The sequence below is a fragment of the Catenovulum maritimum genome (genome assembly GCF_001050375.1).
GTDB lineage: Bacteria > Pseudomonadota > Gammaproteobacteria > Enterobacterales > Alteromonadaceae > Catenovulum > Catenovulum maritimum.
In genome coordinates, this window is record NZ_KQ130482.1 from 490203 (window position 1) to 506536 (window position 16334).

At 38.4% G+C, this 16334-nt stretch carries 10 protein-coding genes; 5 read left to right on the forward strand and 5 right to left on the reverse strand.

The genetic code is table 11. The features are described 5' to 3' along the window. Positions 1–130: 130 nt before the first annotated feature. Positions 131–1444: an RICIN domain-containing protein gene (locus XM47_RS01725; RefSeq protein ID WP_048688681.1), complete on the reverse strand. Its 1314-nt coding sequence runs from the start codon at positions 1442–1444 to the stop codon at positions 131–133. Positions 1445–1913: 469 nt separating this feature from the next. On the opposite strand from XM47_RS01725, the gene XM47_RS01730 reads away from it, so the two are divergent. Both XM47_RS01730 and XM47_RS01735 read left to right on the forward strand, forming a co-directional pair. Continuing rightward, on the forward strand, positions 1914–4883 hold the full coding sequence (locus tag XM47_RS01730) for a BNR-4 repeat-containing protein (protein WP_245623398.1): 2970 nt from the start codon (positions 1914–1916) through the stop codon (positions 4881–4883). A 14-nt stretch (positions 4884–4897) separates the two neighbouring features. Next, a complete protein-coding gene (locus XM47_RS01735) occupies positions 4898–5428 on the forward strand; it encodes a PEP-CTERM sorting domain-containing protein (RefSeq protein ID WP_048688685.1) in 531 nt (176 codons plus the stop codon). A gap of 127 nt (positions 5429–5555) precedes the next feature. Here XM47_RS01735 and XM47_RS01740 read toward each other — a convergent pair whose 3' ends face one another. Next, on the reverse strand, positions 5556–7262 hold the full coding sequence (locus XM47_RS01740; protein ID WP_048688687.1) for a sulfatase-like hydrolase/transferase: 1707 nt from the start codon (positions 7260–7262) through the stop codon (positions 5556–5558). A gap of 217 nt (positions 7263–7479) precedes the next feature. On the opposite strand from XM47_RS01740, the gene XM47_RS01745 reads away from it, so the two are divergent. Beyond that, complete coding sequence (locus XM47_RS01745) at positions 7480–9060, forward strand: MFS transporter (RefSeq protein WP_048688691.1); 1581 nt, start codon at positions 7480–7482, stop codon at positions 9058–9060. Here the strand turns inward: XM47_RS01745 and XM47_RS01750 are convergent. Next, entirely contained in the window at positions 9057–10073 is a 1017-nt protein-coding gene (locus XM47_RS01750; protein ID WP_048688694.1) for a LacI family DNA-binding transcriptional regulator, read from the reverse strand. The two genes, XM47_RS01745 and XM47_RS01750, sit on opposite strands and share 4 nt — an antisense overlap. 345 nt (positions 10074–10418) lie before the next feature. Between XM47_RS01750 and XM47_RS01755 the strand changes: the two genes are divergently transcribed. Together XM47_RS01755 and XM47_RS01760 are read left to right on the forward strand one after the other, a co-directional pair. Next, the gene (locus XM47_RS01755) at positions 10419–12266 is read left to right on the forward strand and encodes a hypothetical protein (protein WP_048688697.1); all 1848 of its coding nucleotides are present in this window, start codon (positions 10419–10421) and stop codon (positions 12264–12266) included. Positions 12267–12533: 267 nt separating this feature from the next. Continuing rightward, complete coding sequence (locus XM47_RS01760; RefSeq protein WP_048688700.1) at positions 12534–14012, forward strand: tryptophan halogenase family protein; 1479 nt, start codon at positions 12534–12536, stop codon at positions 14010–14012. A gap of 144 nt (positions 14013–14156) precedes the next feature. On the opposite strand, the gene XM47_RS01765 is transcribed toward XM47_RS01760, so the two are convergent. Both XM47_RS01765 and XM47_RS01770 read right to left on the reverse strand, forming a co-directional pair. Next, entirely contained in the window at positions 14157–15083 is a 927-nt protein-coding gene (locus XM47_RS01765; protein ID WP_078061804.1) for a 3-keto-disaccharide hydrolase, read from the reverse strand. A 349-nt stretch (positions 15084–15432) separates the two neighbouring features. Then, complete coding sequence (locus XM47_RS01770; RefSeq protein WP_053084492.1) at positions 15433–16326, reverse strand: LamG domain-containing protein; 894 nt, start codon at positions 16324–16326, stop codon at positions 15433–15435. Between the last annotated feature and the right edge of the window lie 8 nt (positions 16327–16334).

Genomic DNA, 16334 nt, shown 5'->3' on the forward strand with positions numbered 1-16334 from the left:
GTATATGATAGAAAAATAAGGTGTTAATTATTAAAATTTAGCATTGCCACATTTAATAGTTATTTTGAAATTTTTGATAAATAGATATAACCGCAATCAATCAACTTGATTGCGGTTAAAATGAGTCAGATTATTGGAACTTCCATTGCTGGTTGTTGCCATTGCCACAAGCCCACTGCTGCAAGTTTGCACCATTGGTGGTTGCAGAGTTGGCAATTTCTAAACATTTGCCACTGTGTTTGGCTTGTAGTTGGAACCAACCATTACCTTTATCAAGCAATTTAAACTGTTGGTTTGTACCATTGTAACAATTCCACTGTACGAGGTTTGCACCATTTGTGGTGGCTTTACCCGCAACATCAATACATTTGTTGTGTTTGGTTTTCATTTCATAATAACCACCACCTTTCGCAACAAAAGTAATATCTTGGTTAGTATTGGTTGCATTACAACCCCACTGTTGCATATTAGTACCATTGGCTGAATTGCCCGCGGATAAATCTATACATCTACTGCTATGTCTGGCTTCAAGAGATGTTGCACCTGCAGGTGGTGTTGGTGCTGAAGTACCTGAATCAGCGGGCTTGTAGACCCTGATCCAATCCACATAGAAAATGCTTTTTGCTGGATCAGCTAGCTCAGCAGAAGTTGGCTTAACATCTCGCCAATCTTGGTGCTCCATATCAATAATAATATGCAACGGCTTATTAACGCCAGTGCCGTTGGTGTAGTTGTGCGGATCAATCATTTGCTGACCTGAAACGCTTCTGACTAAGACGCCATCAATGTAATAATCAACATTCCAAGGATCTTTCCAGTGCATACCATAGTTATGATAAGCAACGCGCCATGGTTCTTCGTCATTATATACCCATGATCCAGCATCTTTGGGCTGATAATCTTGAAATGGCTCTCGAACAAACACGTGATGGCTTACATGCATTCGGCGGTCATACCATTCTTGGCCTGGCCTATCACTACCGTATGCCTCCATTGCATCTAGCTCTTGCGTTGAATCTGCACTTAACATCCACACAGCATTCGCCATAGTGTTGTTAGTTGATTTTGCACGCGCTTCAATATAAAGCGGATAAGTAAATGTTTGTTTTGAAGAAATTATACCAGCGTAAACTTTGTCCGTACCTGGTTTTTCAGCTGCTTGCAGGGCTAAGTTACCTGAGTTTGTATACGAGTGGCCTGCGCTAAACTCTGTATCTCCAGGGCCCAACCAAGCATTAATGTAACTATCGTTCCAACGGCTAGTGAAAGCGGTTGGTTTATTATTCGGTGAGGCTGTGTAGTTAAAATCATCAGAAATGGATTGTAATTGCCAGGTTTTGTTTTGGCCTGCTGGCGCTGGAATCGGTACACCATCCCAATCAGCAGCTAAAGTTGATGTACTTGTAAGTAATAAAGATGTACATAACGTGATTTTGTTTAGCATTAATTGTTTCCTTAATGTTTGTTAAGTGCTTTTATTGTATTTTCTATGTTAATTATTAACATTAATTAATAAATTGTAAACAATTAATTGTATTTATGGTGGTGTCTCCAATATTCACTTATTTGTAACAAGTTATGTTAAACCTCGTTTAATTTCGAACCATTCGATAGTGGTTTTAGTTAGCTTTAAGCTTTTTTGTTTTAATTTGTACCGCATTTGAAATAAAATGTTTAAATTTGGTTGTTTTTGTGTGTTTTTTGTTGAGTGGTTTTGATTTTTTGATAATCTTCCGTTTCAGCTGACCATAACTGGTGAAGGGACACTTATCTATTTCATTAGTGCAGTTGGGCTAGTTTGATAAACGAATTCTGAAAAATTCAAAAGCATTTTAATAAGTAGGCACAAGATGAAAATTTTAAGAAATAAAAAATTGCTGTCATTGAGAAATATATTACTCATGGGATCCTTCATGAGTATTTCAATGCAACCAGCAAGTGCGCAAGTGACTCTTGAACAGCAAGTTAAGATTACTGACTATGGTTTACACTTTGATGGTGCTGATCTTGATTATGGTAATGTTGCTAATCCCGATACAGGTGATAAATACGACTTTTTCTTTGGTCGAAATATTTCCGCTCATGGAGATGCGGTTAAGACCTACAAACATTATGTTTTCATGACTTGGTACCGAGGCGGTAAATATGATCGCCACGTCATGTTATCTCGATACAATACTCAAACTGGTAGTGTCGCAACCATTGAATTTCCTCATCAACACACGGGTTTTAGAGGCGATCCTTTAGTCGGCGAATCTCACAACACCATAGGTTTAGCTGTTAGCCCAGTTAATGGAACTATCCATATGGTTTATGACATGCATGCTTATGATGATAACAATCATGGCGGTAAGTTTAAAAATGATTATTTTAGATATAGCTTTAGTAAAGAAAATGCAGCTGAAGTATCTGATGCAGAATTTACTTTAGAGCAATTTGTAAAAGACACAAGTGCAGTAAGCCAAGGTGATGATGATTACAAACACCTCACAATGACTGGTTCTTTAGCTGATAAAGGTAATTTTTCACGCTTAACGTATCCTAAATTTTTTACCACTACTGATGGTACCTTATTATTATATATGCGTTTAGGTGGTAACAATAATGGTGCATATGTATTTAACCGCTATGACGCGGAAACTGAAACTTGGTCTCGATTCACCAATTTTAACTTGAACAACCAGAAATCACATGGCAATGAATACAATTGGGGCTTATATGGCAACATGAAGTATGTCAATGGTAAGCTTAGAGTCGGTTTCCAGCAGCGAAGTAGTGACAATAACGACAAATATAAATATCAAAACGGTGTCTACTACGCTTATTCAGATCATCCAGAAGGTTTTGGTGATTGGAAAAACCACAAAGGCGAAGCCATGACTTGGCCTTTAGTCAATTCAGATGAAATCAAAGTATTTGAGCCGGGCGACTATATTAGCCATGAAGAAGCCAACTCTGTTTATATTGTTGGTAGCTTTGATTGGACGGTAACAGAACGTGGTGATGTACATATTATTAGTAAAGTTAAATCGACTGATTCTAAGCGTCCAGATTATGAAGAAGTCTACCTTCATGCATACAAGCCGGTAGGCGCTGAAGATTTTATTGTTACTTCAGATTTTACGGGTGCCAGTGAGATATACACAGCGGGTGATAATATTTACATTGCTGGTCTTAGAAATGGACGTCCTTATGTTGAGAAAGCGAAAGGGGGCAGCAACGACTTTGTCCGCGTCTATGAAGCAACTGACGGCCCAGTCTTTGATCACGGCACTATTTACATTAAAGACGGTAAAATCTATTTCTATTTAATGGAAAAAACGTCTGGCAGTGCTATGCCGCTGTACCTTCAAATCATTGATTTAGATCTTGAAGCTGAAGCGAATGCACCGCAAGTTGCTTTTTCTTCTAGCTCAATGACTGTTGAAGAAGGTTTTGAAAAATTAGCATTAACGATTGATGCGACTAGCCCAATTGCGGATCGCTCAATTGAATCTGTTACTTTATATTTAAATGGTGAAGAGGTAAGAGTAGATACTTCAGTTCCTTATTTATTCGGGCATGGATCAAAACCACATGAAACTGGCGCTATGGGCTGGTTAGATAGTCATTCACCTAATCCTAATCCGCTTCCTGCAGGTGTGCATAATTTTACAGCCGTTGCTGTGGATAGTGAAGGCGATGCAGGTGTGGCAACTATGTCTTTAACTGTATTATCAAAAACGCCTATGGTGAGTTTTCCATCTAGCGATATGACAGTCGATGAAGGTTATGAAAAATTAGCCATTACAATTGATGCAGCAACTGAAATACCAGATCGAACAATTGAATCTGTATCACTTTACATTGATGGTGAGTTTGTTCGTACAGATGATTCAGTTCCATATTTATTCGGCCATGGATCTAAACCACATGAAACGGGTGCAATGGGCTGGTTAGATTCACACTCGCCAAACCCAGAGCCATTCACCGCTGGGACTTATATTTTTACAGCCGTCGTCACTGACACTGAGGGTGTTCAAAATGAAACCAGTATGACATTAACAGTAAAAGGCTTGCCTGAACCACCAGTTGTAAGCTTCCCAAATGAAACCCTAACTGTATATGAAGGATATGAAAAATTAGCATTTACGGTAAATGCTGAGACACCTGTTGAAGGCCGTAGCATCGAATCTGTTACTTTATATATTAATGGTGAGTTAATCCGAAAAGATACTAAACCTATTTGGAATTTTGGTCATTCATTTGCACCACACGAAACTGGCGCTATGGGCTGGTTAGATAGACACGAACCTAACCCAACGCCATTAGGCGCTGGTGTCCATACTTTTACTGCTATTGCATCGGACAACCAAGGTTTAGAAGGCGAAGCAACAATGACCTTGATTGTAAAAGAATTACCAGGGCCAACAGTAAATTTTGTTGAATCCGACATTCAATTATTAGATGGCTATCCTGCGTTATCTGTTACTGCCGATGTTCAAACAGCTGCAGAGGATATAGACGTTGTGAGTGTTGCTTTATACATAAATGATGATTTAACACGAGAAGTATTCGAAGCACCGTTTACTTGGGGCACGCCTGACTATGCTGATGAATTACTCGGTTTATCTGCTGGTACTCATGTATTTAAAGCTGTTGCGACAGATAGCAACAATAAAATGAGTGAAGCTAGCATGATAGTTGAAATTGGATTATTTGGTGATTTAGATAATGACGGGGATGTTGATAGGTTAGACATGCGTCAATTTAATTCCGCAGTGCGTGCAGGTGAAATTACTAATTCTAGATACGATTTCAACCAAGATGGTGTTGTTAATATCCGAGATATGAGTGGTATGGCACGTTTATGTTCTCGAGCACGTTGTGCAAGTAATGATTAATTTGGAGTATTGAGATGAAATTATATTCAATTTTATTAACATTGTTTTTAGCTTTTAATGCTAATGCAGGCTTGATTACAACCCAAGCGGATAAAGATAGTTACACGGCTGGGGAGACGGTAACCGTTGATTTTTTCGTTAATGATGCTAACCCTTATATAGACTTTTTGCAGTTTGATTTTGGGTTTGATGACAGTCAGCTTAGCTTTATTGATTTTAGTTGGATGGATTCAGACGAAATCTATAACTTTGGTGCATCTGGCGATGCATACTTAGCTAGTGCCGACGAGCTTTATTTGGATGTTTTATTTTTAGATGGTTTTGCTGCAGAGTTGGGGACTTCATTTAGACTTGGGCATGTTCAATTTGAAGCTTTAGTTGATTCAGCTTCGCCTGAATTTACTCTACTTGATCAGTTTGTATCGGATATAAACTTTGTTGAAATTCCAGTTGAACAACATCAGGTCTCGGTACCTGAGCCTTCAACATTAGCATTTTTTCCATTGTTGGCGGCTATGTTTTGGGTGCGAAGAAAGGTTAAATAACAAACTCTATGTCCCATCCTAGATAGTAAAAAGCCACTTCATAGTTTTGAAGTGGCTTTTTTATTTTCATTGTCCCGCCCTAGAATGTGTTTTGTGTTTACACATTTAGGACTTATCAATGACAAATTTAATAAGGATCACTTGGTTTTAATTTAATGATTTCTGCGTAATCAGTAATTTTATTATCTAACTTCCATTGTTCACACATTTTAGTCAGCTTAGCCACTAAATCTGGCATTTTCTTAACTAAATTAGTTGTTTCACCTGGATCTTTAGATAAGTCATATAGCTCAACATTGATACCTGGTTTTGCTAACGTTTGTAAATACCAACCTGGCTCAATTAACAGCTTCCAACGGCCTTGATAAATAACACTTTGCTGGCCTTTATCGTTATTAAAAATAGCCTCTGGTGGCGCCATTTTTTCGCCTTTAAGCGAAGCCAAAACACTACGACCATCTAATGGATAGATAGTTTTACCACGATAAGTCTTAGGGAAATCGACATTAGCCATCTCTAAGAAAGTCGGCATTAAATCACCCACCCAAACTACATCATCATTAATTGTGTTTTCTTTAATGACATTTGGCCAAGCTGCAATCGCGTGAGCTCTTGCCCCACCTTCCCATAACAAGGCTTTAACACCATTGAAAGGCGCGTTCATTAGGTCTCCAATATGAGACGCAGAGCCATTATCAGACATATATAAAATCAAAGTGTTGTCATACTCACCACTATCTTTAAGTCCTTGGATAAGCTTACCTATGTTTTCATCCATTTTTTCCATCATGGCCGAATGCACTGCAGACATTAGTCTGAACTCTTCTATTTTAGCTTTTGCTTGCTTTGTCCACATATAGTTGTTGTTACGTACTTTCGCATCTTTTGGATATAAGCCTTGTTCAACTAAGCCCTTATGTCTGTTATCTGCTACTTTTTGTAAGTCGCTATAACGGGCTAAATATTTTTGGACTAATTCTTCTGGCGCTTGTAAAGGTTTATGTGGAGCACGGTATGCAACATACATAAAAAATGGATCTTCTTTTTTAGCCGCATCAGCAATCATTTCAACTGCTCTATCTGTCATACCATCAGTGGCATAAAACGCATTCCCCTTTTTGCCATGGCAATCGCTGTACATCTTCTTCGCAAATGGTGTTTTAGCGTAACAGTGCATATCATAGTGGTAATCATATTTTAATTTAGCGCGTTTATTACCTTCCCAATATTCATGAGGCTTGTTAGGTAAGTAAAATAAGTTTCCTTGAGCACCATGAAACACAAAACTTTCCTGAAATCCTCTTTGAGGAGGTAAGGCTAAATAATCAAGCTCCATTTCTTCTTGGGTTAATTTCATTTGAGGCGGGTGGGTTCTACGCCAAGCATTCGCCATCTTAGGATTATCTTTAATGTAGCTGCCGCCTAAATGCCATTTACCTACCATTAAGGTTTGATAGCCGTTGTCACCTAGTAGTTCTGAAATGAGCGGTTGATCATATGGGAGACGTCCTCTATGCGCTTCAAATGGTAACTCACGCACCCAGTCACCAACTACACCGCCGCCAAAACCTACTTTTGCGGAATCAAGCCCAGTGAGTAGAGAGGCACGGGTAGGGCTGCAGCGGGCATTGCTATAAAAGGCGCTAAAGCGCATACCTTGCGCTGCTAATTTATCTAAGTTTGGTGTTTCGACTTCGCCACCAAAACTACCTAAATCGGTAAAGCCCGCATCATCGGATAAAATAACGAGAATATTGGGGCGCTTTTGTTCAGCAGACACATTAAAGGTACTGACAGTAATTAAAAAATAAATTAAAAATCGGGTTAAATTCATCTCTACTATTCGTGTATATTGTTAACAATATATAAAATTTAACCTATAAAACGAGATTTGTCATTATTTTGTTTAGATAAATGATGTTATTTGACTTTTTTGAATGCGTCTTTTAGATGCTTTGCTTACAGATTAAGCGATATAACAGATTAATTTTGTAACAAATTATGATTAATGTTATAGAATGTGCATGCGTTTTGTTAAGGGAATAGTGTTTATGAACCCTAGAGTTTATCCGTCGATTTATTATTCTTTATTTGTTGCCTTCGGTGGATTTATCTTTGGTATAGATACAGCATTAATCTCAGGTACGCTTGAGTTTATTGTCGCTGATTTTAATTTAAATGAGTTTCAATTAGGTAATGTTGTCAGCGCCCCTGCTTTAGGTGTTATTTTTGCGCTAGGCTTTATGGGATGGTTTTGTGATCAGTTTGGGCGTAAAAAAGCATTAATACTTATCGCTAGCTGTTACTTAATTTCGGCTGTTTTTTCAGCTTTAGCGCAATCTTACACTCAACTGTTTATCGCTCGGATGCTTGGTGGTATGGCCTTTACATCACTATCAATTGCGGCTATGTATATTGGTGAAATTGCACCAGCTGATAGGCGTGGCAAGCTTGTTTCGCTTAATCAAATTTTAATTGTGGCAGGGGTAGCCGTTGCGCAGTTATTTAACTATTTAGTTGTTTCGATTGATAGCTCAAATTGGAATTTACCTGAATCTTTAGTCGTTAAATCGAATGAATGGAGATGGATGTTAGGCTTTGAAATTATCCCCGCAATTATTTGGCTATTACTCGTCTCACTTGTCCCAGAAAGTCCACGTTGGTTAATTGGAAAAAATAGGTTAGCCAAAGCAAAATTAGCGCTAGCTAAATTGGTTAAAAAAGACCAAGTTGAAGCTGAGCTTATCAAGCTCGTGCCGCTGATTCATGCTGAAACACCCAAAGAAAACTTATTGACTAAAATACGTGTGATTGTAGCACCAAAGTATCGGCTTATTATATTAATTGGAATTGCATTTGCTTGCGTCCAGCCCTTAACTGGAATGAACCCAATATTATACTTTGCACCTATGATTTTTGATAAAGCGGGTGTATCAACCAGCACCGCCTATTCACATACACTGCTGATTGGTATTGTTGGTTTTTTTACTACCCTATGGACTGTGCTATATATAGAAAAATTTGGTCGGCGTTTTTTGGTTAACCTTGGTTTAGTTATGTCTATACTTGGTTTAGCTTTATGCAGTTGGGCTTTTAATGAGGCAACTTACATAGTTGAAGCGGATGCTATCAATCAATTGAAAATGAAATATGATGAATTAGAAAATATAAATTTTTCTGCATTATCAGGTGTTGTTTTTAGCAATGAATCTCAGTTCTTAGGTGCACTGAATGAAATTGATCATGGGATAAGCTCCAAACAAATTAGTAAGGACTTTTTAAACTTAGCTACCCGAGTTGATGTATGGCTTGTGTTAACTGGCATACTTATTGTTGTCGGTGCTTTTCATATTTCGATTGGACCGGTTATGTGGGTCGTTTTTTCTGAAATCGTACCAACGACACACAGGGCTATTTTGATTCCCCTATTTGCTTTAATCACTTCGCTTATGAGTTATCTAATGCAAAAATTTTTCCCTTGGATGCTGTTAAATATGGGAGCAGACGGTTTGTTCGCAAGTTACGCAGTCGCGTCACTGATCGGGTTTATGTTTTTGTACAAGTTATTGCCCGAAACAACGGGCAAGACAATTGAAGAAATCGAACAGCAGCTTGTAGATAAGAAAGATTAGATATTTTCTGGCAAGTAAATTTCTACTTTCGGCTCTACTATGCCTTTAGAAATCGAGCGTTTCTCTTTGTGGTTGATGAGTATTTCAATCGCATTAAAGGCTTCGTGGCTAACATCTTGGTTAATAATTGCGTCTAGAGTCCCATCTAATAAATGTGCTCTAGTGTTGTCAAATAATTCATGGGCAATAAATACCAAGTTATTTGTTAATTCTAGATTTTTTAGACTTTGTGCTATTCCTTCCGTACCACCGCCAATGTTATATATGCCGAGTAAATTATTTTCTTCAGCCAAAGTGCCGCTGGTTAGGTCTTGGGCTCTGTCGTCATTATCTAGCAGCTCAGGCATTTCTATAATACGTAGATTTGGAAATTGTTCTCGGATTAAGCCTCTGAAACCTGCTTCTCTTTCCTCATGCCCTAAATAAGCATGACTGCCTAAAAATAAGCCTATTTTACCTTGGCTTCCCGGGCCTAAAAACCGCCCCATTAGCAATCCTGCAGTACGGCCAGCCGCTCGATTATTGATACCAACATAAGCGGTTCTATTGGTTGAAGAAATATCAGAAACTAAAGTGACAATACCGATCTCTTTGGCAACTAACTCATCGACGGCTGTTCGTACCTTAGGGTGCTCATAAGCTGCAAAGGCAATTCCGTCGGTATCTGATCCTATCTCATTGAGTTTGTCTGCTAAAGCATTTGGATTAAAGGCCTCGACTCGGTGAAATCTTGCATTGACTAAGTGAGCATTATAACTATGTTTGATTGCGTCGATTAAACGTGAATAAAAATCTAAATAGCGAGAATGTGGGGTAGGGAATATAAAATCGAAATTATATTTTTTCTTAGGGAACTCATCTTCGTCACTTAGCCAGTAATTAGTGCTGTATAACGCTCTATGAACCCGTTCTACTGTCACTGGACTAACATTACCGCGTTCATTTAAAACGCGATCTACTGTCGCACGACTAACACCAGCCTCTTTAGCTACGTCATCTAAAGTTATTTTCATTGTATTAACCTTCGCTGAAAATTATCAAACCCATATGTCACATTTTACATCATTGTAACTTGTTGACAATAGAAAGTGTTTATTATGAGTAAGAATACTCATCTGTATTAATAATTTTTAAGGCTATTTTTGGTGCGGTCAAATTCAGCTAACACCAAGTATCATTTAGGCTATAGCTTATTTGGATGAGTTAAAATGATTTAAATATGAAATAAAATGAGTTGAATCTTGTTTTTGTTTGGTGTAGTTTTTGTTAACAGTTTGCAATATTTTGTTTATATGGATTTTAATTCCAACTTGTAATCCTTTATTGAGATTTCTGACACAGACATAGGAAACTTACACATGACTAAAGCTAGATTCAATTTACTAAACATAAGCCTTGCTATGTTATTGGCGTTATCGACTTCAGCAAAAGCTGAAGACATAGATAAATCAACTATCTGGTTCACCAATGTGCCCGATGCTACGCCAATAGCAGAAAACGCAACACGTGGTTCAGGCGTTTTCTGGGGACACATGCCTCAAAGCCAACTAAATAACGATCAAATTTTCCAACCTTGGGTTAATAGTGTTGGAGGATTTAGAAATAGAGGTTTAGATTACGTTGGTCGAGGTGAATTCGATTGGGGCTGGCGGTGGTTTTGGGATTTTGGAAATAATCCAGCGGTTGATTTTGTTCAAGATTTAGATGGCAATTACGTACAAATGGAATTTCTTGGTACGCCAACGTATAACGGTAATACGCCATCATGGCCGAGTGTTCATAGCCCTAGATTTGAGCAATTTATGCGCTGGCAAGTGGATAAAATGTTCGAAGCAGACATTACTCATGTATTCTTTGATTCACAAACATCCTCAACACGCGCTTTACACTGGTTTGGTGGCGATTTTTCACCACATTCAATTAATGGCTTCCGTGCATATTTAAACAACAAATACACAACAGCCCAATTAAGCTCTATGGGTATTGCAAATATCAATAACTTTAACTATCGCACATTCTTGAAAAACCTAGGTTACACAGCTGCTACATATCGAAACGCCGCTTCTACTATATACGGTGGCGTTCCACTGTATGCAGATTTTGTATACTTCACCAGAGAAAAATTAAATTCTGTGATGCAGTCAATATTTAACTATGTTGATCAAAAACAACCAAGTATACAAATTACCGCGACTACTTCAATTATTGAACCTAGAGGTTTTATCTTTTCTGACCGCTTAGATTTTTTCGCTGGAGAGATGGCTATTGATTCTGCAGGAAATAAAACCACAATGCCTATTCAACCAATCTTACAGTTTAAGGCTGCTGAATATTACGATAAATCCTTAGTTTTCTTTCCATTTCCTAAAGAGTGGGGGGATTTAAGAACTCGCAATCGCCCAAATACTGCAAATATGTGGATTGTACAGGCCTATGCAATGGGGTCGATCATGACAGCGCCTGATAATGTATGGGCCAACGGTAGTGCATGGAAAATTGGCGGTGAACACTATAGCCAAGTATATCAATTTATAGATAATAACTCTGAGTTATTTGACAACTATGAAGCGGTATCAAAAGTAGGTTTTGTGTGGCCAGCTTTATCAAGCCTTAATTCTACGAACTTTAATGGCAATCCAGCTGCGCTTAACAGTACTCAGTATTTGATCGAGCAAAACATTCCTTATGATATGCTTGTTTTCGGTGACCCTGCACGTCCAGCATCACCGAATGTTGATAAATTAAATGAATACGATGTTATTTTTACAGATAGCAATTCAGCTAATTATTTAAGTGGCTATCAGAAAAATCTGCTTACATGGAGTTCCACTCCAGTTATTGATTACGCGCAGCGAGGTACTGTTGCAGCAAATATTAGCGGTAAGGTAGATGTTTTCATTAATGGTAATTTAAGAAACCAACTGATTAGTGCAATGCCACGACAATCGTCAACGAATAACAATGCACCATATGTGATTCACTTACTTAATCGTCGCCATAATGCCACTACCGATACTCCAATTGTGCGGAATAATGTAAAGGTAACTATCGATGCAAACCTTTTTGATGATCGAATTACCAGCGTACGTTACCGTGCTCCAGGCGGAGTTAACAGAAATGTCCCAATAACTCGTGCACCGAATGGAGACCTTACTCTTAACGTTGGCAGAGTTGATTTGTGGGGTGTTTTAGTCGCTCAGCATTAATTGGTTATCTATTAGTCTGTCGGCTGACCAGCCGTCAGACTTTTCTGTTTGGCCTGTGAAACTGGCAAACCAGAATACTAAATCAAACCTAAAAACGTGATTTAGGATGGCTTTGTTAGCTGGGCGCCAGTGTAGAAACTGGATACAGCATTTAAACTGGAGATAGTGGTATTCGTTTAAATGAGCTTGTTTATGAGCTTAAGCTTTGATGTTTATTTTAAGTATAGCCCTATTGATAGGAGCCTAGGTGTTGCGGAGTAAAACCAAATGTTGAGTATTAAAAATAAGATATTGATTGTTGGTGGCGGTACTTCGGGTTGGATGACGGCCAGTTTACTTGCTAAAAAATGGCCAGACAGCCAAATTGAGCTTATAGAGTCAAAAAACATAGGTACAGTTGGGGTTGGTGAAGGTTCAACCCCATACATCAAACAATTTTTTAATGCGCTTGAAATTAAAGAAGCTGATTGGATGCCGTACTGTAGTGCAACCTACAAAAACGGTATTCAATTTGTTAATTGGTCTAAAACACCAGGCTATGAGCAATATTTTCATGCTTTTTTAAGCGATCTGGATGAAAAATATGCTTCTGAATTTGAACAGGCAACAATAGAAAGGCGCAATGGTCAAGCCGTTAAAGCCCATCCAGATGGTTACTTCTTCTTGCAAAGTTTAACTAAAGACTTACGGCAACCAGTCACTGATGCCAAAGTCGATCATGAAAATGTTTATGCCTACCATTTTGACTCAGGTAAACTTGCTGATTACCTTAAACAATATTGTTTAAACCTCGGTGTGAAGCACCAATATGTGGATGTGGAAACTGTTGAGCTTAATGCAAACGGAGAAATTGCTGCCGTTATTAGTCAAGAGCAGAAACGCTTTACTGCAGATTTATATATTGATTGCACAGGCTTTAAAGCTTTATTAATACAGCAGCACTTAAATGAACCATTTATTCCATTTAACAACAACCTGCTTAACGATAGGGCAGTCACAGTTGCAACTAAGGCCACGGCTCACTACCAACCGCAAACTATCTCTACCGCATTGAGTAATGGCTGGGCATGGAAAATTCCGTTAACCACGCGAACTGGTAATGGCTATGTTTATAGCTCCAAATACATAAGCGATGAAGAAGCGACACAAGAACTAATTGAATTTGTTGGTGAAGATAATCTGATTAGTGAACCCAAAATCATTCCTATGAAAGTAGGGCGAGTAAAACGTTCTTGGGTGAAAAATTGTGTTGCCATTGGTTTGTCGCAAGGTTTTATCGAGCCATTAGAAGCTACTGGCTTACATTTTATCCAGAGTACGATTGAAACTTTTATATTGTTATACGAGATGGGTGAAGGTACTGATGATTATCAAGAAGTTTATAATCGTGAAATAGAGCATTTGTTTGAAAACGTGCGTGACTATATTGTTTCTCACTACCTAACTAATACTCGAAGTGATAGCGAATATTGGCGTGCTTGCCGGGAACAAATTAAAATTTCTGATTCGTTAAAAGCCCTGATGAATGCTTGGTGTAGCGGAAAAGATTTCAGGGATACTTTAGTCAAAGCTGAAATAGCTAACATCTATCCATCTGAATCTTGGCATATGTTACTGGCTGGTATGGGATTTTTACCACCCATTGCTGGCGCGCACGAGCCCTCAATGCAAGAGCAAAAAATACTAGCGAAAATTGCTAGTGAATATCAGCATTATGTTGACTTGTATCCAAAAACACATGGGTAGAAATAAATGTTGCTGGGGTAGCGTATTTTTTTGCCATCATAACTTCTCTCGGATAGGCGATGCTCAGTAATGAAGATTGCCTATCCGACAAAAAATTGTGGGATCGTTCGATGGAAGTGACGTAAATTACACAAAACTCAATTGCTAGAAATAGCGCGAGAATTTAGTTGGCATTTGCGTTAAATTTTTAATCTTAATATCACGAAAAGAAAGTTCAGCACCTTCTGATTGCAACTGAATTTGACCTGACGTAAGTGGGTTACCTTTGGTGTCTTGCATGTCCTGAACAACCATTACCACTTCGCCATTTGCGACAAATACGGCTCGGTCGCCATAAGTAAATAATTCAAGTGTATTCCATTCGCCATGCGGCTTATCAACAACAGGAGATGCACTAGCATAACCGACATATCCTAGCTTGCCTGCTGGATCATAGACAGAGCGCTGCTGGTGTTCCGCACTGTTAGGAATTGGATCTCGTGAACGGATCTTACCTTTTAGATATCCGCTATCATTTCCTAGAGGAATATAATCACCTAGGTCAGTTTCTTGTATTTGATATTCGTGACAAAGTTTCCATGTGCGCCAAAATGCACCATGCTCGCCTTGGCAATGAAACAACAAACCGCTATCCCGTAACGCGTTTAAACGAGGCTCCCATTTTTTATCTCCCCATTTTACTTGCAAACTTAAATGGTAATTTTGATAGTGTGCTTTGGTTGATATACCTCCGTATATTTCCCCCGTTACATTTAATACTGGCTCCCCAGAATCATTATTGATAGTAAAAACATCTTTTAGATTTTTCTGCCCAATCGCGTCGGCAGGATCCCCGTGAAACCATAATTTTTCCATAGTAAATGTGTTTACTGGTAAGCCTTTGACAGAAGGGTGAGGCACTCCAAGCCAAATTTCCCAACCATCACTATTCTTATCTAATAAGGGTTGCCAAGTGTCGCCTAACGAATGTATTACAGGGGAGGTAACTAAGTTTTTAGAGGTTGAGCAACCAGTAATAATTAATATTAATCCAATGATGAAACTAAATTTAATCTTCTGTATTTTTTTCATTATTTATAAATTTCCATTCAACAATACTTATACATGTATGTCATTACTCATGATGCTGCTTAGGCAAAGTAAATATCCACGCACAAACTACGTACTTTTGTTATTTAATAAAAGGATAGTTAACCTCAATTCGGGATCACAACTTGCTTTCTTGAGGGCCTTTTTCCTGATAACTGCGTTGAATTCGCTAGTAATAGCCAGCTATTACGTACGCAAATTCGCCTTGTTCTAAGAAAAAATACCTTTCAAGAAATAAAAATTAATAATACCAATAACTTAATGGGGTTAGCTAATTTCTTATCTCGAGTTGAGGTTAGTTTATGCTTAGTCATCGAGGTGTGTTAATAATTTAATTGGCTTCTGGTTTTATCTGCCAAACTCTTACCCAGTCGTATGAGGTTGTACGCTGTTCTTTGTTGCCTGTTTTAATCATGCCTCCGCCTTGTGGCACAGGATTCCAGTCATAAGTTTCAATCGCCATATGAATAAATGCTGGTACGTCCCAACCTATAGGTGGCGTGATTGAATAAACGTACTCACCGTCTAAATAAAATCTGACTTCAGTTTCTGATTTCCACCAAGCTGCGTAAACATAATAACGCTCGTGATTTTTGGTTTTAGTCGTCACAGAATCTTCAATCTGAATATGATCAGGATTGTACTGATTAGTTCTGTGTATCGAGTTTGAATGGAAGATTTGATCCCAGCCTTTAGACCAATCAGCAGCATTATCTGAGCGTTTACCTACGCATTCCTGAATATCCAATTCTAACTTTTTAACTGTGTTTCCTTTAGTCATCAGCCAAAATGTTGAAGACATTTCAGTTGCGTTAGCTTTCATTCGAGTTTCGTAATACCAGCCTGGTTGGCCAGCTTCAAGTGAACGAACAATAGCACCTTGATACAAAAATTCTTTGTTTTCTATTGTTTTTTTATTTGGTAATACGCTAACTTCAACGTTTAAATTACCCTCGGCTTCTGTGACATTTTCTGCTTTAAATAAGCCCGGTGGACGCCCAATCCATACCCAGCCATTCGCTCTAGGTTGGAGTTGCCATTTAGTCAGGTCAATATGATTATCGTTGAACTCATCAGATAAACTTTCGACCAGCTGCCAATTTAAGGCTTCAATTTCTGGCGCTTTATTTGGCTTAGTGTAGGGGCCATTTATCTCTGTTTTCGGGCTTATTATTGTACAGCCTGATAATAAAGCGATACCGCATATTAGAGTTATTATTTTCATTGCTAACC

Excerpts from the sequence above, each read along its gene's own strand:
- XM47_RS01725 (WP_048688681.1), bottom strand. The coding sequence starts at position 1,444 with ATGCTAAACAAAATCACGTTATGTACATCTTTATTACTTACAAGTACA.
- XM47_RS01730 (WP_245623398.1), top strand. The coding sequence starts at position 1,914 with ATGAGTATTTCAATGCAACCAGCAAGTGCGCAAGTGACTCTTGAACAG.
- XM47_RS01735 (WP_048688685.1), top strand. The coding sequence starts at position 4,898 with ATGAAATTATATTCAATTTTATTAACATTGTTTTTAGCTTTTAATGCT.
- XM47_RS01740 (WP_048688687.1), bottom strand. The coding sequence starts at position 7,262 with ATGAATTTAACCCGATTTTTAATTTATTTTTTAATTACTGTCAGTACC.
- XM47_RS01745 (WP_048688691.1), top strand. The coding sequence starts at position 7,480 with ATGAACCCTAGAGTTTATCCGTCGATTTATTATTCTTTATTTGTTGCC.
- XM47_RS01750 (WP_048688694.1), bottom strand. The coding sequence starts at position 10,073 with ATGAAAATAACTTTAGATGACGTAGCTAAAGAGGCTGGTGTTAGTCGT.
- XM47_RS01755 (WP_048688697.1), top strand. The coding sequence starts at position 10,419 with ATGACTAAAGCTAGATTCAATTTACTAAACATAAGCCTTGCTATGTTA.
- XM47_RS01760 (WP_048688700.1), top strand. The coding sequence starts at position 12,534 with ATGTTGAGTATTAAAAATAAGATATTGATTGTTGGTGGCGGTACTTCG.
- XM47_RS01765 (WP_078061804.1), bottom strand. The coding sequence starts at position 15,083 with ATGAAAAAAATACAGAAGATTAAATTTAGTTTCATCATTGGATTAATA.
- XM47_RS01770 (WP_053084492.1), bottom strand. The coding sequence starts at position 16,326 with ATGAAAATAATAACTCTAATATGCGGTATCGCTTTATTATCAGGCTGT.